This window comes from Phaeobacter sp. JH20_37 (genome assembly GCF_048056015.1).
GTDB classification, from domain to species: domain Bacteria; phylum Pseudomonadota; class Alphaproteobacteria; order Rhodobacterales; family Rhodobacteraceae; genus Phaeobacter; species Phaeobacter bryozoorum.
On record NZ_JAYMWW010000022.1, the window covers coordinates 231699 to 249313 of the forward strand.

Genomic DNA, 17615 nt, shown 5'->3' on the forward strand with positions numbered 1-17615 from the left:
ATCAGATCCAACGCCCTCCGCTGCGGCAAGGGGCTTTTGTCCGGGGCGGTTTGGCGGTAGAGGGCTGGGATGCTGTCATATCAACATATCTATCACGCCGGAAATCTGGCCGATGTTCAGAAACACGCGCTGCTGGCGCGGATGCTGGATTATCTCACGCGGAAGGACAAGCCGCTCAGCTATATCGAGACCCACGCCGGGCGCGGGCTATATCAGCTGGATGCGGCAGAGGCGGTCAAGACCGGCGAGGCGGCGGCGGGGATCAGCCGCCTGCTGGATCAGGCCCTGCTGGCCGAGGATCACCCCCTGGCCGCTGCTATTGCCGCAACCCGCAGCGCTCATGGGGAGATGGCCTATCCGGGGTCGCCGCTGATTGCAGCGCATCTGCTGCGCGAGGCCGACAGTCTCAATTTTGCCGAGCTGCACCCGCAGGAAAACGCCGCCCTGCGGCAGGCGCTGTGGTCGCATGGGCTGGGGCGGCGGGTCCATGTGCATCAGCAGGACGGGTTTGAGCTGGCGCAGTCGCTGGCGCCGCCGACGCCGCGTCGCGGGCTGCTGCTGATTGATCCCAGCTATGAGGTAAAGCGCGACTACGCCCAGATCCCCGGCCATATCGCCAAGCTGCACCGCAAGTGGAACGTCGGCGTCATTGCGCTGTGGTATCCGATCCTGACGGACGGGGCGCATAAGCCGATGCTGAGCGCGCTGGAGGCGCAGGGGCTGGCCGGCGCATTGCGTCATGAGGTGCGGTTTCCCCCGGCGCGGGAGGGGCACCGGATGGTCGGCTCGGGCATGTTCATCGTGAATGCGCCCTATGGCACCGAGGAAGAAGCCGCGCGGCTGACCAAACTGTTCAGCCGTCTGGGCTGAGATGCGGCCAACAGAGGCGGTTGGCCCTGGGCAGAACCAAAAAGGCCACCCGTCGGGTGGCCTTTGCTGTTTCAGATCAACGCATTGATCAGGTGATGTCCTTGTAGGAAATCTCGCGGGTGTCGGCGCCTTCGCCCATTTTGCTGCGGCGGATGATCAGGCGGTTGAGGGCGCTGATATAGGCGGCGGCAGAGGCGACAACCGTGTCGGTGTTCGCACTCTCGCCCGTGGCGATCACGCCGTCTTCTTCCAGTCGGACAGACACAGTGGCCTGCGCGTCGGTGCCTTCGGTGACCGCATGGACCTGATAGAGCTGAAGATGGGCCGAGTTCGGGTGGATCTTGCGGATCGCCTTGAAGGCGGCATCGACAGGGCCGTCGCCTTCTGCGGTCTCGGTCACATCCTTGCCGTCGACTTCCATTTCGATGGTGGCCTCGGCGGGACCGCCGGTGCCACAGACGACTTTCATCGACACCAGCTTGAGGTGGTCATCCTCATCGCCGCTGGTGCGCATCAGCGCGATGATGTCGTCGTCAAACACCTCTTTCTTGCGGTCGGCGAGTTCCTTGAACCGGACAAAAAGATCCTTCAGCTGGTTGTCGCCCACCTCAAACCCAAGCTGGCTGAGCTTGTCGCGCAGCGCCGCACGGCCGGAATGTTTGCCAAGCGGCAGCGAGGTGCCGGCAATGCCCACATCCTCGGGCCGCATGATTTCAAAGGTTTCCTTGTTCTTCAGCATACCATCCTGATGGATGCCGCTTTCATGGGCAAAGGCGTTCTTGCCGACGATGGCCTTGTTCGGCTGCACGACAAATCCCGACACGGTGGAGACCCGGCGCGAGATGTGCATGATCTTCTTGGTGTCGATGCCGGTGGTAAAGGGCATGATGTCACCGCGCACCTTGAGCGCCATCACCACCTCTTCCAGCGCGGTGTTGCCCGCGCGTTCGCCCAGACCGTTGATGGTACATTCGATCTGGCGCGCGCCTCCTGCAACGGCAGCCAGCGCGTTGGCGGTCGCCATGCCGAGGTCGTTGTGGCAATGGGTGGCAAAGATCACGTCATCTGCACCGGGCACGGTTTCGATCAGGCGCTTGATCAAATCGGCGCTCTCGACCGGGGCGGTATAGCCGACGGTATCGGGGATGTTGATGGTGGTGGCGCCCGCCTTGATGGCGATTTCGATCACCCGGCAGAGGTAATCCCATTCGGTGCGAGTGGCATCCATAGGCGACCACTGCACATTGTCCACCAGATTGCGGGCGTGGGTGACCGTCTCGTGGATCTTCTCGGCCATCTCATCCATGGTGAGGTTGGGAATGGCGCGGTGCAGCGGCGAGGTGCCGATAAAGGTGTGGATGCGCGGCTGTGCGGATTTGCGCACGGCTTCGGCGCAGCGGTCGATATCCTTGAAGTTGGCGCGCGCCAGACCACAGATCACGGCATTCTTGGAACGTTCGGCAATCTCGCTCACCGCTTTGAAGTCGCCTTCGGAGGCGATGGGGAAGCCCGCTTCGATGATGTCAACGCCCATGTCATCCAGCAGCTCGGCAATCTCGAGCTTTTCATCATGGGTCATGGTTGCGCCGGGGCTCTGCTCGCCATCGCGCAAAGTGGTGTCGAAGATCAAAACGCGATCTTTGTCAGCTGCAGTCGTCATGTCGGTATCTTTCTTGTCTGTCCTAAAATCCAATCCATGTGGCGCGCATGCCTTCCCCTCTGAGCGGGCGCGCCGGATGGCACGCTCAGAGGCGGATTAGGATCAGTAGGGCGCGCAGATCTGCACCGCGCGGGGCGGTGGCAAAGCAAGGGATATCTGCACGCATCATCATGACGCAGAGTTATACAGAGCCAAAGACGAATGGAAAGACAGAAATTGACCGGGCAGGGGCAAAGCCTGCGACTGTAACCCGTTGGCCCGGATCAGACATGCTACGCCTTATGGCTGGGCGCGCGCTGTGCGGCGGCTCCGCTACGCCTTTTTGCGGTGGGGCGCGCCAGCCTATCCGGTCGGCCGTGCTGCGGGTCAGCGGTAATCAGTTGCTGGCGTTTGCATCGTCGGTGGCGGTGGCCGGGTCGGCTGTTGTGGCATCATCGCTGTCCTGTGCCGCCGCACCGGTGGTTTTGAGCGCGCCGTTCTCCCAGGTGCCTTCGGCTTGCTGACCGCTGGCATAACGCATCACACCCGGTCCCTGACGTTTGGAATTGAGAAAGCTGCCCTCGTAGACATCGCCATTGGCATAGGTCGCGACGCCCTGGCCGCTGATCTTGCCTTCGGTCCAGTCGCCCTCATAGCTGAAGCCATCTGTCATCACGATCTTGCCGGTGCCGTGGCGCTGGCTGTTGGCAAAGCTGCCGGTATAAACCGATCCGTCGGGGTAGGTAACAACCGCTTCGCCATGGCGCTGCCCCTCTTTCCAGCCGCCGTCGTAGCGGTAGCCGTCAGGGTAGGTCATCACGCCCTGGCCGTGGTTCTTGGCGTTCTGGAACTCGCCTGTGTAGACCAGCCCGTTGGGATAGGTTGTGGTGCCGCTGCCCTCGATCACGCCGGCCACCCAGTCGCCTTCGTAGGTGGAGCCGTCAGGATAGGTGATCTTGCCCACGCCATCGGCGAGATCATCGCGGAACTGGCCCTCGTAGACCGAACCGTCGGGATAGGTGACGCGGCCCTTGCCCTCGATCTGACCGGCCAGCCATTCGCCGGTGTAGACATAGCCGTCGGTCTTGGTGAAGGTGCCTTCGCCGTGGCGCAGGTCATCCTCGAAATTGCCGATATAGACATCGCCATTGGCATGGATCTGCTTGCCTTCGCCCTGACGGCGGCCGGCCACCAGCGGGCCTTCGTAGATATCGCCATTGGGCTGGGTCAACACGCCGGTGCCATCCATCTGGTTTGCGGACCAATCGCCCTCGTAAACCAGACCATCGGGCATGATCAGCTTGCCTTTGCCCTCCAGCTGGCCGTCGCGGATGTCGCCCTCATAGGTGGCGCCGTCCGGGTAGGTGATCTTGCCGGTGCCTTCCTTGCGGCCATCGACCCAGTCGCCGTCATATTCATAGCCGCCGGGATTGCGCATGATGCCTTTGCCATGGTGCTTGGCATCGCGAAAGCCGCCCTCATAGCGCGCGCCATTGGCATAGACCGCAACCCCCTGGCCATTGATTACGCCGTCCGACCACTCGCCATCATAGGTGCCGCCATCGGCAAAGGTGATCTTGCCTGCGCCTTCGGGTTTGCCTTTGACGAATTCGCCCTCGTAGATGGATCCGTTGGGGAAGCGCGCAACGCCACGACCGCGGACTTCGCCATCGACCCAGTCGCCGGTATATTCATAGCCGTTGGGCAGCCGGTAGGTGCCGGTGCCATGTTGCAGGCCACCGCGAAAGGTGCCCTCATAAATGCCGCCGATTTCATCCTGCGTGGTCAGCACCTTGCCATCCTGGGCCAGGGCCGGGCGTCCGACCCCGGCAGCGCCAAGCGCCAGGGCGGAGGTCAGAAGAGCGGCGGTGGTGAAACGGGTCATGGAATATCTGCTTGCCATAAGGGGAGCCGGGGTGCGGGCCTGTTGATCGGTTTGACAGGAAACTATGCCACAGCCGCCGCCGTCGCAATGTCTTTTGCCACTGCGGTCTTTCCCTCGCAGCGTGATCTGTTTAATGGCAGAAGGCAGGATTATCGAAGGACGCAAGCAGGATGGCTGATCGTTTTCGCGTGACACTGGCCCAGTTGAACCCCACCGTCGGGGATCTGGCTGGCAATGCAGATAAGGCCCGCGAGGCCTGGGCCGCAGGCCGCGAGGCAGGTGCTGATCTGGTCGCCCTGCCAGAGATGTTCATTACCGGTTACAACACGCAGGATCTGGTGATGAAGCCGGTTTTCCACCGTGCTGCCATTGCCGAGGTTGAGCGGTTGGCCGCCGATTGTGCCGATGGTCCGGCGCTGGCGATCGGCAGCCCGTGGGTCGAGGGCGACAGGTTGTACAACGCCTATCTGATCCTGAAGGGCGGCAAGATCACCACGCAGGTGCTGAAACATCACCTGCCAAATGCCACCGTCTTTGACGAGGTGCGGATCTTTGATGCGGGCCCGCTGGGCGGTCCTTATGCGGTTGGCGATACCCGGATCGGCAGCCCGATCTGCGAGGATAGCTGGTATGAGGATGTGGCCGAAACCCTGGCCGAAACCGGCGCGGAGTTCCTGCTGATCCCCAATGGATCGCCCTATTATCGCAACAAGATGGATGTGCGGCTCAACCATATTGTGGCCCGCTCGATCGAGACCGATCTGCCGGTGATCTACCTCAATATGGTGGGCGGCCAGGATGATCAGGTTTTTGATGGTGGTTCGTTTGTGCTGAATCCGGGCGGGGCGCTGGCCTTGCAGATGCCGGTCCTGCGCGAAGATATCTGCCATCTGGATCTGGAGCGGACCGCCGAGGGCTGGCGCGCCGTGGATGGCCCCAAGGCGGTGCTGCCGGATGAGTGGGAGCAGGATTACCACGTCATGACGCTTTCGCTGCGGGATTACATGCGCAAGACCGGCTTCAAGAAAGTGCTGCTGGGGCTCTCCGGTGGCGTCGATTCCGCCATTGTCGCCACGATCGCGGTCGATGCGCTGGGGGCTGAGAATGTGCGCTGCGTGATGCTGCCGTCCGAATATACCTCGCAGGCCTCGCTTGACGATGCCGAAGCGGTGGCAAAGGCGCTGGGCGTGCGCTACGACTACGTCCCGATTGCCGAGGGGCGCGCCGCGATCACCAACACGCTGGCGCCGCTGTTTGCCGGGATGGAGGAGGGGCTGACCGAGGAGAACATCCAGTCGCGCCTGCGCGGGCTTCTCCTGATGGCGATGTCCAACAAATTTGGCGAGATGCTGCTGACCACCGGCAATAAATCCGAGGTCGCCGTGGGCTATGCCACGATCTACGGCGATATGGCGGGGGGCTACAACCCGATCAAGGATCTCTACAAGACCCGCGTGTTCGAGACCTGCCGCTGGCGCAATGCCAATCACCGCGACTGGATGATGGGGCCGGAAGGGGAGGTCATCCGCCCCTCGGTCATCGACAAGCCGCCGAGCGCCGAGCTGCGCGACGATCAGAAGGACAGCGACAGCCTGCCGGATTACCCTGAACTGGACGCGCTGCTGGAGATCCTGGTGGATCGGGACGGTTCGATTGCTGATTGCGTTGCGGCCGGGTTCTCGCGGGAGACGGCAAAACGCGTGGAACACCTGATTTATATCAGCGAATACAAACGCTTTCAGTCAGCCCCCGGTGCGCGGCTCACACCGCGCGCGTTCTGGCTGGATCGTCGGTATCCGATCGTGAACCGCTGGCGCGACCCCAGTTGACCGACCAGTAAGGCGCTGGTGATCCGCCAGTTGGTGCCAGCGATATCGGGCTGGTCCCTGCGGCCAAAGGTGCGGCCAAAGGCGGGAGCATCGCATACGTTCGGTCGGGGTCAGCTGCCGGAGAAGGGGCCGTTGGCGGGATCGGCTTCCTGGCAATCCACGACGCAGTTGCGGCCTGCATCCTTTGCCGCGTAAAGCGCGCGGTCAGCGGCGTGCATCAGATCCTGCGGCAGCAGGCCATCCTCGGGGAAGCTGGCAACGCCGATGGAGATGGTGACACGCGGCAGCGTGCCGGAGCCATAGCGCAGCGTGATTTCCTCAATCGCGACACGCAGCGCTTCGCCGACCTCCATCGTCTGTTCCTTGTCGGTATCCGGCAGGAAGACGGCAAATTCCTCGCCGCCCATCCGGCAGCAGATCTCGCCATTGCGGAACAGATCCTTCAGCGTGTCGCCAATGGCGCGCAGCACCATGTCGCCCGCATCGTGGCCATGGGTGTCGTTGAAGGTCTTGAACCGGTCCGCATCAAAGCTGAGCACTCCCAGCTGGCTGGCGCGCCGGTCGGCCAGCGCCACCGCATTGCGCAGCTCGCCGAGGAAATAGCGCCGATTGTAGACACCGGTCAGCGGATCGCGGGTGGACTGGTCGTGCAATTCGTCGCGCAGGCGGACATTGGCCACCGCCAGCGAGATATGTTCGCCGCAGCGCAGGGCGAGGCGATGCAGCGCCACCTTGCGCTTGGGGTCGGTTTCCGGTGCAAATTTCACATGCAGCAGACCGACGGTATTGCCATGGGCGACCACCGGAAAACAGACGTAATCGCCATGCTCATCGGTGGCAGGCTGCTCCTCGACATGGGCGCAGGGAAAGGCGATCTTATCCGCAGAATAGAGATACTGCCGTCCGCGCCGCAGCGCCCAGCAGGCATCGGCAAAGATGTGGTCATGGACCTCCGCCCCGCCCCAGTGGCATTTGCCATCCAGAACGTCCCGCGAGTTGGAGTAGATGTAAAGCTCGCCCTGGGATTGCGGAAACAGCTTCGCCATGAAGGCGCTGACAATGCGGAACAGCTCCTCCTGGGATTTGCAGGAATGCAGCCAGACGTCGAGCTGCGACAGCAGCTTGGCCTCTTCGCGCCAGGACTGTTCCGCCGCAAGCGTCTTCAGCGCGGTCAGCTCCGCCTCCTCGGCGGCCTGGCGCGCCAGTGTCAGGTCCCGCGCACTGCGCTCGATCTGGGTCACATCGGTGTAGCAGGAGACAAAGCCGCCGGTGGACAGCCTGCGGGTGTCGATCTGAAGGCGCCGTCCCGACGGCATCCTGCGGGTCGCCGAAAACCGCTCCTTGTCAGAGCTGAAATCCTGTTCGGCCTGTCTGGCGCTGTCTTCGGTCACATGGCCCAGCCTGACGGCGGTGGCAAAAAACGCCTCGCGCGAATAGCCCGGAAAGATGTCGCCATTCTGCAGCTCCAGCAGGGTGAGCAGCCGTTCGTTGAAGACCTGGCAATGCCCGTCCTCGGTCCAGACCATCACGCCCTGATCCAGCTTGTTCAACACATCCATGAGCCGCGCATGGGAGGGTTCAGGCAAACTCTCCGCCTGCAACATGTCGCTCGGGATCACTTTGTTCACGGGAGACCCCATTCTTCGTACCAATAATCGTCAGTGCTGCGACAGGCTGACACAGGAAGTCTGAACGAAATCTAAGCCGCCCCCTGAAAAACGCGGACAGTTTGAGACGACTTGGGATCAACCGCCAACGACTGCGCCGCAACTGGACAAAACGTCGCCTATGTGACATGGGGCAGGGCAACAGGAGACTTGTGATGACAACCACCCGATTTGCCCCGTCGCCGACCGGCTATATCCACGTTGGCAATCTGCGCACCGCGCTGATGAACTATCTGATCGCCCGCAAGGCCGGCGGCAGCTTCATCCTGCGCATCGACGACACCGACCCGGAACGGTCGAAGGAAGAGTACGTCGATGCCATCAAGCAGGATCTGGAATGGCTGGGCCTGACCTGGGACCGTGTCGAACGCCAGTCCGAACGTCTCGACCGTTATGTCGCCGCTGCCGACAAGCTGCGCGAGATCGGCCGGTTCTACGAGGCGTTTGAAACGCCGGTTGAACTGGACCTGAAGCGCAAGAAGCAGCTGAACATGGGCAAGCCGCCGGTCTATGATCGCGCTGCGCTGAACCTGTCGGAGGACGACAAGGCCAAGCTGCGCGCCGAGCGCGGCGATGGTGTCTGGCGCTTCAAGCTGGATCAGGAGCGGATCGAGTGGACCGATGGTATCCTGGGCGATATCTCCATCGATGCCGCTTCGGTCTCGGACCCGGTCTTGATCCGTGGCGACGGCCAGTTCCTCTATACGCTGGCCTCGGTAGTGGACGACACGGAAATGGGCGTGACCCATGTTGTGCGCGGCTCTGACCATGTCACCAACACCGCCACCCAGATACAGATCATCAAGGCGCTCGGCGGCACTGTCCCCTCCTTTGCGCATCACTCGCTCTTGACCGGCCCGCAGGGTGAGGCGCTGTCCAAACGCCTCGGCACGCTGGCCCTGCGCGATCTGCGCGAAGCGGGCGTGCAGCCGATGGCGCTGCTGAGCCTGATGGCGCGCCTTGGCTCCTCCGACCCGGTTGAGCTGCGCGCGGAACTGGCAGAGCTGATCGAGGGTTTCGACATCAACCGTTTTGGCGCTGCGCCGACCAAGTTCGATGTGCAGGATCTCTACCCGCTGACCGCCCGGTATTTGCAGTCCCTGCCGCTGGAGGCCGTGCAGTCCCATGTGGACGCGCTGGGAGTTCCGGCAGAGAAACAGGCCGCATTCTGGGATATGGCCAAGGAGAACATCACCACGCTGAAGGATCTGGCGGGCTGGTGGGATCTGTGCCGCGACGGCGCCGAGCCGCTGGTGGCGGATGAGGACAAGGACTTCATCGCCGAGGCGATGGAGCTGCTGCCCGAAGGCCCTTACGACAGCGAGAGCTGGGGCACATGGACCGCTGCTGTGAAAGAGGCGACGGGCCGCAAGGGCAAGGGGCTGTTCATGCCGCTGCGCAAAGCCGTGACCGGCATGGAGCGCGGCCCCGACATGTCCGCCCTGCTGGCGCTGATGGAAACGGTCCGCGCCCGCGGCTGAGCTTTGACGGCTGTCTGATGCAAAGGCGGCACCATAGGGGGCCGCCTTTGTGCTGTCCGGGGTGCTCCCGCCCACATCGGTGGCATCACAGAAGCCACCTCTGCGGTTGGGCCGGGCGCCGCGCGCCGGCGCGGCGCCGCAGACCGCCTGTAGGCGGTCTGCCATGCCCAACTGCGCTCAGGGCAAGGCAGATCTGCCCTGTTGCGCGGGCGGGAGCCGCCTTGGCCGCCGCCCTTCGGACCCGCCTCCGGGTGTCACTTCAGCTCTCCCTCCTGGTCTCACTCTTGGTCATCTCCCTTCCGCTTGCCATCGCGCAGGTCGGCGGCGGCCTTGGCCATGGCCGGGTTGGGATGATGCGCCAGCGCCGAGAGCGCCTTGTCCATCCAGTCGATCACCGCAGGGTCGTCGCCGCCGGCGCGGGCGATGGGCGGAAAGGCGCAGGACAGCAGGTGCCGGGCCGAGACCGCAGGCATCATCACCCGGTCAAAGGACACGTCGCACGCGTCAGGCTCGGCCTCATCCGGGGTATTCTCCCACAGCAACCGTTCCAGCCGCCCCATGACCTCTAGCGCGGTGCCGGGATCATTGACACCGGGCGACAGGGCGCGCTGTGCGGTTTCCGCCAGCAGCGTCAGGCCAAAGGAGGGATCCTGATCGAAACTGCGCACATCACCGATTTCGATGCAGCGGCTGGCCGCCTCGCAGAGCGTCTCCTCGCCGGTCTCGGCATAGGCCACCGGCCGCCCGCGCAGCACGAATTCGCCGGGGGTGCGGTGGATGGCGATCCTGGTCTCGGCCTCTTCGGCCAGCGTCTGCAACCCTGCGACATCGACAAACCGCACAAAGCCCGAGGCCTGCGCCGGGATGGCCCGGCCCTGCTGCTGAAATCTGGTGTCATCCTCGGCGCAGGCGGCGCCCAGACAGGGCGCTTCGGCCCGCTGGCGCAGGCTGGTGCGGCTGCGCTCTTCGATCAGGCGCAGCGTGTGATCCATGCTGCCAAGTCCCGACAGATGGTCAATCCAGCGCAAAATCGCCACGACGATCAGCGCCACCACTCCGACGGTGATGGCAAAGATCACGATGGCGGCATCCTCGCTGTAGAACCCGGCGCGGAACAGGATCACCGCACTCAGGCTGAAGACAAACCCGCCGACAAAGGTGGCCAATACGCTCTGGGTGATCGTATCCTCCAGCAGCAGGCGATAGACCCGTGGCGTCGCCGTGGCGGCGGCCGTACGATAGGCCGAGACCATGACATTGAGCGAGAATGTGGTGACCGCCAGCATCCCGGAGGCAAGGATGGTCAGCACCGGCAGCGCCGCCTCGCGGCCAAAGCGTTCGCCCAGATCTTCGGGGATGAAGGGCGTGAGCCAGGGGGCGATGGCCAGCGCCAGCAGCGAACAGGCCGAGAGCAGCACAACCCGGAACCACAGTTGCCGGGTGATCCGCCGGACATAGAGCAGGGTGCGGGAAATCACTGATCTGCCCCGATAACGGTCGCGCCAAGCGCCAGCAGATGCTGATCGACCAGATCCAGCTCTTCAGCAGTCAGCCTCTGCGCTCTGGGATATCGCGGGGCGCTGCGGTCGTTCAGGATCGGCGCGTCCCAGCCATCGGTTGTGCGCACGAAGGCGGCGACACCATTGGCGCCGAAGACGTCCAGATAGCCCTGAATGACCACGTCGAGATAGCTGAGCAGGATCGGATGGCGCAGGCTGGCCGCGCGCTGGCTGTGGCCGGGCACCGCATAGACCGCGATATCGGTCTCCGGGTTCAGATCATGCTGGACCGCGCCGCTGGCAGGCAGCCGTTCATAGGCAAATTCGCGGTCATCAAGCGCCGCCCAGTCGGCCCCCGGCACCTCGGCGATCAGCCCGTCGATGGTGGTTCTGTCACAGGGCACGGCGCTGAGAAAGGCAACCGGGCGCAGATCGGTATGCACCCAGGCCCGGCGCCAGCCGCTGAGCCGCGCGGGGCGGGCCTGACCGTAGCCATGGGTGCGCGTGTTCACCAGGCTGCCGTAGCCAAAGAAATAGGGGGCTGGGGAAACGGGGGCGGGCATTCAGATCTCCTGACTGGCGATGTCTGTCTCAGCGGCGCTGACCGCCACAGGCAGGCGGGGTCTGTTGCCCACCGTTTGCCCTGCGTCGGCGCTGCCTGCGGGCGGCGCAGCGGGACCCGGCAGGGTCAGGGGCAGGGGCAGGCGAAAGCGCGTGCGGCTTTGATACATGTCAAAGTGGCCTTTGTGCGGCCATGTCATGATCTTGCGACAAGGCACCTCGGAGGGGCGATCATGCGGATCACGAAACGGACAAATATTGCAGTGCGGCTGTTGATGTATTGTGCAGCCCATGCGGACCGCCTGGTTACCAAATCCGAAATTGCCGCGCGCTGCAATATCTCGGAGAACCATTTGGCGCAGGTGATCAACCAGTTGGCGCAGCTGGGCTATCTGCATACGCAGCGTGGGCGTAACGGGGGCATGTCGCTGGGCAGGCCCGCGGCGGAAATCGGCATTGGCGATGTCTTTCGCGCGGTCGAGGGCACGGTGCCGATGGTCGAGTGTTTTGCCGATGCCGACAATACCTGCCCGCTGGTTTCGGCCTGTCGGCTGCGGATTGCCCTCACCGATGCGGCGCAGGCCTTCTACCGGTCGCTGGACGGGATCACCCTGGAGGCGCTGGTCTGCGACAATGATGCGCTATTTGCCCTGTTCCAATCGCCGGTTTCGACCGGCTGCGCGCGCTACGCCAGCTGAGATGCTCTGGCGCCCGCCCGCCGTGGCTGACGTCGTGGCTGGTGTTGTGGCTGCGGCCCCGCAAGCGCGGCCCCAGAGGCCGCGGTGTGGCCTAGTCGCGGGCCCGCAGGATCCGGGCCGGGCGCACCTGAAGGGGCCGCCAGGCAAAGGCCAGCCCAGCCAGCAGCGTGGTCAGGATGCCGCCGCTGATGATCGCCAGCGCATTGCTCCAGATCACCTGATAATCGCTTTCGAACACATAGGTGTTGATGGCCCAGGCCCCGGTCATTCCGGCCGTCAGCGCGACCAGGCCGGCCCCGGCGCCCAGAAACACCGATCTGAGCGCAAAGCTGATCAGGATCTGCCGTCGCGGCGCGCCCAGCGTCTTGAGCACAGCCGCCTCGTAGCGGCGGGCAGGTTCGCCGGCGGCGGCGGTGCCAATGAGCACCATGAAACCGGTCAGCAGCGTTGCCGCGGCACCATAGGCGGTGGCAGATGCGAGCTGCCGCAACAGGTCCGACACCCGGTCCAGCGCATCGCGGACCCGGATCGCGGTGATGTTCGGCATCGCCTTGGCGAGATCGCGCAGGATCTGGGCTTCGGCCTCCTGTTCGGCATAGACCGTGGCGATATAGCTGTGCGGGGCCCCTGCAAGCGCGCTTTCGTTCAGCACCATGACAAAGCCCATGCCCGCCGTGGAAAAATCGACCTCGCGCAGGCTGGTGATGGTGGCGGTAATGTCGCGGCCCAGCACGTTGAGCGTCAGCGTGTCGCCAAGGTTGAGACCCAGCTCCTCGGCCTCTTCGCGGGCAAAGCTGACCTGCGGCGCGCCGGTGTACTCTTCGGGCCACCACGCGCCCGCGACGATCTGGGTGGTGTCTGGCTGTTTGGCGGCATAGGTGATGCCGCGATCGCCCCGGACGACCCAGTGATCGCCTGCCACCTCGGTTGCGGGCTGGCCGTTGATGTTGGTGAGAATGCCGCGCAGCATCGGTGCGCTCTGCACGCGCTCAACCGCCGGGTCCTGCTCCACGCGGGCGAGGAAATCCGGCATCTGATCGCGCTGGATATCAACGAAGAAATAGGAGGGCGCCACATCGGGCAGGTTGCCTTCGATGGCGCGGCGCATATTGCCGTCGACCTGACCAATCGCGGCCAGAACGGTCAGCCCCAGCCCCAGGGCCAGCACGGTCGGCACGGCGCCATCGCGGGAGGTGCCAATCGCCGAAAGCGCCCATCGAAGCGCCGGATATCCACGGGTCAGCGGCGCGGCGCGGCGGGCGATCCAGCCCAGCACCAGTGCGGCCAGCAACAGCACCGCCAGCGCGCCGATCAGCCCCGCAGCGGTCCAGAGCGTCAGCTCAATCGCGCCGCTGAACAGCGCGGCAGAACCAATCAGCACCGCCACCGAGACAGCCGTGGCGACGATATAGCGGGGGGCAGGCCAGCGGCTGCGGCTGTCCAGCGCGTCACGAAACAGCGCCGCAGCGCGGATCCGCTCGGCGCGGGCCAGCGGCCAGAGCGCAAAGACAAAGGCCGTCAGCAGCCCGTAAAGCGCCGCTTCGCTCAACGCCGGGACCGAGATGCCAAAGACCGCAGGAAACGGCAGCTGCGCCGCAATCAGCGGCCCCAGCAGCACCGGGGCCAGCCCGCCGATCACGAGGCCAATCGCAACACCAAGCAGCGCCAGCGCCCCGATTTGCAGAAAATAGGTCAGAAAGATCGTCCGGCGGTCCGCGCCCAGCGTGCGCAGGGTGGCGATGGTCGCGGTCTTGCCCGCCAGATAGGCGCGCACGGCGGCTGAGACGCCGATGCCGCCCACAGCCAGCCCGGAGAGGCCAACCAGCACCAGAAACCCGGCCAGCCGCTCGACAAAGGTGGCGATGCCCGGTGCGCCGTTACGGGCGTCGGTCCAGCGCATACCGCTGTTGTCCAGCTCGGCTTCGGCGCGGGATTTCAGCTGCTCCAGATCGGTGCCTTCGGGCAGGGTCAGCCGGTATTTGCTGGAAAACAGCGTGCCGGGCTGCAACAGGCCGGATCGGGCCAGGTCAGCGCTGCGCACGATGGTGCGTGGCCCCAGCGTGAAGCCTGCGCTGGCGGCATCCGGTTCATTCTCCAGCAGTGCGGTCAGAACAAAGCTTTGGGTGCCAAGGGCAAAGCGGTCACCAACAGAGAGGCCCAGCCGATCCGCAAGCACCCGCTGCATCACGCCACCGGGCAGGTCCCCGGGACCATCCAGCGCCTGTGGCAGCGGCAGATCCGGCGAGAGCCGCACCGTGCCAACCAGTGGATAGGCGCTGTCCACCGCCTTCACCTGCGTCAGGGCGCGTTCCTCACCGACAGCTGCCATCGACCGGAAGTCGATCACCTCGGAGCGGCGCAGGGCAGTGGCCTGCATCCAGGCCTGTTCCTCTGGGCTGGCGCGCCGATAGGTGAAGCCCAGTTCGGCATCCCCGCCCAGCAAGACCGCGCCTTCCTCGCTCAGCCCGGTTTCAATCGCCGAGCGCAGCGAGCCGATCCCGGCAATCACCGCCACCCCCAGCGCCAGACAGATCAGGAAAACGCGAAACCCATGCAGCCCGCCGCGCAGCTCCCGCATGGCAAAGCGTGTCGCCAGCGACAAGGTGTTCATTCAGCGGCCTCGCGCGCGGCGGCAAGGTCGAGACGGCCATCGCGCAGCCGGATCACCCGGTCACAGCGCGCCGCCAGTTCCGGCGCATGGGTGACCATGATCAGCGTCGCGCCATAGCGGTCGCGCAGGTCAAACAGCAGGTCCATGATCGCATCGCCGTTGGTGGCGTCCAGATTGCCCGTCGGCTCATCCGCCAGCAGGATCCGCGGGCGGGTCACCAGGGCGCGTGCCAGTGCCACACGCTGTTGTTCACCACCTGACATCTGCGCCGGGAAGTGACCGGCACGATGGCCGAGCCCCACGGCCTCCAGTTCGGCCTGCGCGCGGTCAAAGGCATCCCTGTGCCCGGCCAGTTCCAGCGGGGTGGCGACATTTTCGAGCGCCGTCATGGTGGGGATCAGGTGAAAGCTCTGGAACACGACACCCATATTGTCGCGGCGAAACCGCGCCAGCGCATCCTCATCCATCGAGGTCAGGTCCTGCCCCAGCGCCGAGACGGTGCCGCCGGTTGCCTGTTCCAGACCGCCCATCACCATCAGCAGCGAGGATTTGCCCGACCCGGAGGGACCAATCAGGCCCAGCGTCTCGCCGCTTTCGACCGCGAGCGAGATGTCATGCAGGATTTCGACAGGTCCGGTATTGCCAACCAGCGACAAAGACGCATGCTGGAGGTTCAGGATAGGGTCGGACTGGGGGATCGTGCTGGACTGCATGTGACGTCGCGCCTGTTTTGGGATCACTCTCGATATGGAGCCTTTCTACCAATGCGCAAGATAATGGCCGGATTGATTTTTATATTAACTGCCGCAGTTGCGCAGGCCGATCCGGTTCGGGTGGCGGCTTTGGGGGACAGTCTGGTGCAGGGCTACGGGCTGCCGCAGGGGCAGGGCTGGGTGCCGCAGCTGCAGCGCTGGCTGGGGGAACAGGGGGCTGAGGTGCGCCTGATCAATGCCGGTGTCTCCGGCGATACCACGGCGGGTGGCGCGGCGCGGATCGACTGGACGCTGGCCGACGGGCCGGATGCGCTGATCGTCGCATTGGGCGGCAATGACCTGCTGCGCGGGATCGCCCCGGCTGAGAGCCGCGCAAATCTCGTCCGTATTCTGGAGGTCGCCAAGGCCAATGCGGTGCCGGTGCTGTTGGTTGGTATCGCGGCGCCGGGCAACTATGGCGCCGACTTCAAGGCAGAATTCGACGCAATCTTCCCCGAGCTGGCGCGCGACTATGGCGCGCTGCTGCATGACGACAGCCTTGCCGGGATCCGCGCGGCAACCGGCAATGATCCGCAGGCGGCGGGGCCGTATCTGCAGGAGGACGGGATTCACCCCAACGCAAAAGGCGTGGCGCTGAATGTGGCGGCCATCGGCCCGAAGGTGCTGGATCTGGTGGCCAGGGTGGACCGCTGACGCGGGGGCGCCACGGGATGACCGCAGAGGTGCTGCGGCAGATGACTGGGCGCCACAACAAAAGACGGCCCCGAAAGGGGGCCGACAGCTGATCTTCTTCGGGTAGGCGGGTTAGGCCAGCTCGATATTCACCGCAGACTCGCGGCCGTCACGGCCCGGTTGCAGCTCATAGGTCACTTTCTGGTTGTCCGCGAGGCCGGTCAGCCCCGACCGCTCAACGGCGGAAATATGTACGAACACATCGCTGCCACCCGCATCGGGTGCAATGAAACCGTAACCTTTGGTGGTGTTGAACCATTTGACGGTGCCTGTGGCCATCGTCTTCTTCTCCCAGTCTTACTCTAAATCCCTGTCCGCGACATGCGACAGCCCGGCAATGTCATTGCGTATTCATGACCGAGCCTCCTAGGACAGCGATGAGTTCTGCGTAACCTTGCGGGAACGATCTTGTCGCCAATGTCCTCTCGGTGCAAGTGTTATAGCGGGGGGTGCCTGTCAGTTTGGCGCTGCCAGAGGCGCTGTGGATGGCCATCGGCGGGGCTTGGCACCCGGACAGGCAAGCTGGCGCCGATGCGCCGCCAGATCACGCGCTGCCACCTTGGTCTGGTCCTGATCAGAGCACCGTCACCACGGTTCCCAAGGGCACCCGTTCGTAGAGGTCGACGATATGCTCGTTCGTCATGCGGATGCAGCCGTTGGAGACGGAATGGCCGATCGTTTGCGGCTGATTGGTGCCGTGAATACGGAAATAGGTGTCGATGCCGTTCTGAAACAGGTAGAGCGCGCGCGCGCCCAGCGGGTTATCAGTGCCACCGGGCTGGATGTATTTATTATCGACAAAGCGGGCATAGCTGCGCGGATCGCGTTCGATCATCTCGTCCGTCGGGCGCCAGGTTGGCCATTCTTTCTTGGCCTGGATGACGGCGGTGCCGGTGAATTCAAGACCGGCCCGCCCGACGCCAACGCCATAGCGGCGCGCCCGGCGCGGCTCTGTCACATAATAAAGGTAATAGGATCGCGGCAGCACCAGAATTTGCCCGGGGGCGAATTGCTTCTTGATGCGGACCTCCTGCGGAGTGGGGTCAAAGGCCGTTTCGGCTGACCCGATCTGAGGCCAGAGAGAGGCGGCGGCGGAGCTGGCCAGAAAGGCGCGGCGTGACAACATGCGTGGCTCTTTCGGTTTTGGAACAGATGCCATCAGTCTGCGGTGCGCGAACAATCCGGTCAATAGCGGCGCCCGCACGGCCGCCGTTGCGGGCAGACGGCGCGACGTTGGTGCAACAGCGCGATGCCCTGATGGGCCATAGGACATTGGCAAATCAGGCTTCGTGATATCACGAAGCTGTGATATCCTGTGATCGGATCGCGTTTCTGATCCACCGTCATTTCCGGCGGGTTTCTCGTTTGAGGGCGTCATGTCGGCACGGCTGCGGGGGCAGCTCTGCCGGAGATCTCAGGCCCGGACAGGG

Annotated in this window: 14 protein-coding genes; 5 read left to right on the forward strand and 9 right to left on the reverse strand. The window is 64.1% G+C overall.

The window, feature by feature from the left end; translation table 11 throughout:
* The first annotated feature begins 69 nt into the window (after positions 1-69).
* Entirely contained in the window at positions 70-870 is an 801-nt protein-coding gene (locus VWZ87_RS19230; protein WP_340547310.1) for a 23S rRNA (adenine(2030)-N(6))-methyltransferase RlmJ, read from the forward strand.
* A gap of 88 nt (positions 871-958) precedes the next feature.
* Here VWZ87_RS19230 and VWZ87_RS19235 read toward each other — a convergent pair whose 3' ends face one another.
* Positions 959-2530 (reverse strand): 2-isopropylmalate synthase, encoded by a 1572-nt coding sequence (locus VWZ87_RS19235; RefSeq protein WP_340547309.1) that lies wholly within the window; start codon positions 2528-2530, stop codon positions 959-961.
* A 376-nt stretch (positions 2531-2906) separates the two neighbouring features.
* On the reverse strand, positions 2907-4394 hold the full coding sequence (locus VWZ87_RS19240) for an MORN repeat-containing protein (RefSeq protein WP_416536692.1): 1488 nt from the start codon (positions 4392-4394) through the stop codon (positions 2907-2909).
* 170 nt (positions 4395-4564) lie between these two features.
* On the opposite strand from VWZ87_RS19240, the gene VWZ87_RS19245 reads away from it, so the two are divergent.
* Positions 4565-6223, forward strand: a complete 1659-nt coding sequence (locus tag VWZ87_RS19245) for an NAD+ synthase (protein ID WP_416536693.1) — start codon at positions 4565-4567, stop codon at positions 6221-6223.
* 110 nt (positions 6224-6333) lie between these two features.
* Here the strand turns inward: VWZ87_RS19245 and VWZ87_RS19250 are convergent, their stop codons facing one another.
* A complete protein-coding gene (locus tag VWZ87_RS19250) occupies positions 6334-7851 on the reverse strand; it encodes a diguanylate cyclase (protein ID WP_340547306.1) in 1518 nt (505 codons plus the stop codon).
* A gap of 194 nt (positions 7852-8045) precedes the next feature.
* Here VWZ87_RS19250 and gltX point away from each other — a divergent pair, with 194 nt between their 5' ends.
* Positions 8046-9371: a glutamate--tRNA ligase gene (gltX, locus tag VWZ87_RS19255; RefSeq protein WP_416536694.1), complete on the forward strand. Its 1326-nt coding sequence runs from the start codon at positions 8046-8048 to the stop codon at positions 9369-9371.
* 278 nt (positions 9372-9649) lie between these two features.
* Here gltX and VWZ87_RS19260 read toward each other — a convergent pair whose 3' ends face one another.
* The gene (locus VWZ87_RS19260; protein WP_416536695.1) at positions 9650-10849 is read right to left on the reverse strand and encodes a DUF2254 domain-containing protein; all 1200 of its coding nucleotides are present in this window, start codon (positions 10847-10849) and stop codon (positions 9650-9652) included.
* Positions 10846-11433, reverse strand: coding sequence for a gamma-glutamylcyclotransferase family protein (locus tag VWZ87_RS19265; protein WP_416536696.1), 588 nt, complete (start codon positions 11431-11433; stop codon positions 10846-10848). Before VWZ87_RS19265 ends, VWZ87_RS19260 begins: the two co-directional genes overlap by 4 nt.
* 231 nt (positions 11434-11664) lie before the next feature.
* Here VWZ87_RS19265 and VWZ87_RS19270 point away from each other — a divergent pair, with 231 nt between their 5' ends.
* Positions 11665-12129 carry an RrF2 family transcriptional regulator gene (locus VWZ87_RS19270; protein WP_416536697.1) on the forward strand — a complete coding sequence of 155 codons (465 nt, stop codon included), beginning with the start codon at positions 11665-11667 and terminating at the stop codon, positions 12127-12129.
* A gap of 91 nt (positions 12130-12220) precedes the next feature.
* Here VWZ87_RS19270 and VWZ87_RS19275 read toward each other — a convergent pair whose 3' ends face one another.
* The gene (locus tag VWZ87_RS19275; RefSeq protein ID WP_416536698.1) at positions 12221-14740 is read right to left on the reverse strand and encodes an ABC transporter permease; all 2520 of its coding nucleotides are present in this window, start codon (positions 14738-14740) and stop codon (positions 12221-12223) included.
* Positions 14737-15453 (reverse strand): ABC transporter ATP-binding protein, encoded by a 717-nt coding sequence (locus VWZ87_RS19280; RefSeq protein WP_416536699.1) that lies wholly within the window; start codon positions 15451-15453, stop codon positions 14737-14739. The genes VWZ87_RS19275 and VWZ87_RS19280 overlap by 4 nt, the downstream gene beginning before the upstream one ends.
* A 51-nt stretch (positions 15454-15504) precedes the next feature.
* On the opposite strand from VWZ87_RS19280, the gene VWZ87_RS19285 reads away from it, so the two are divergent.
* Positions 15505-16146 (forward strand): arylesterase, encoded by a 642-nt coding sequence (locus VWZ87_RS19285; RefSeq protein ID WP_416536700.1) that lies wholly within the window; start codon positions 15505-15507, stop codon positions 16144-16146.
* A 111-nt stretch (positions 16147-16257) separates the two neighbouring features.
* Here VWZ87_RS19285 and VWZ87_RS19290 read toward each other — a convergent pair whose 3' ends face one another.
* Positions 16258-16464 (reverse strand): cold-shock protein, encoded by a 207-nt coding sequence (locus VWZ87_RS19290; RefSeq protein ID WP_014875536.1) that lies wholly within the window; start codon positions 16462-16464, stop codon positions 16258-16260.
* Between the two features lie 295 nt (positions 16465-16759).
* Positions 16760-17311, reverse strand: coding sequence for a L,D-transpeptidase (locus tag VWZ87_RS19295; protein WP_340547298.1), 552 nt, complete (start codon positions 17309-17311; stop codon positions 16760-16762).
* Positions 17312-17615: the final 304 nt, after the last annotated feature.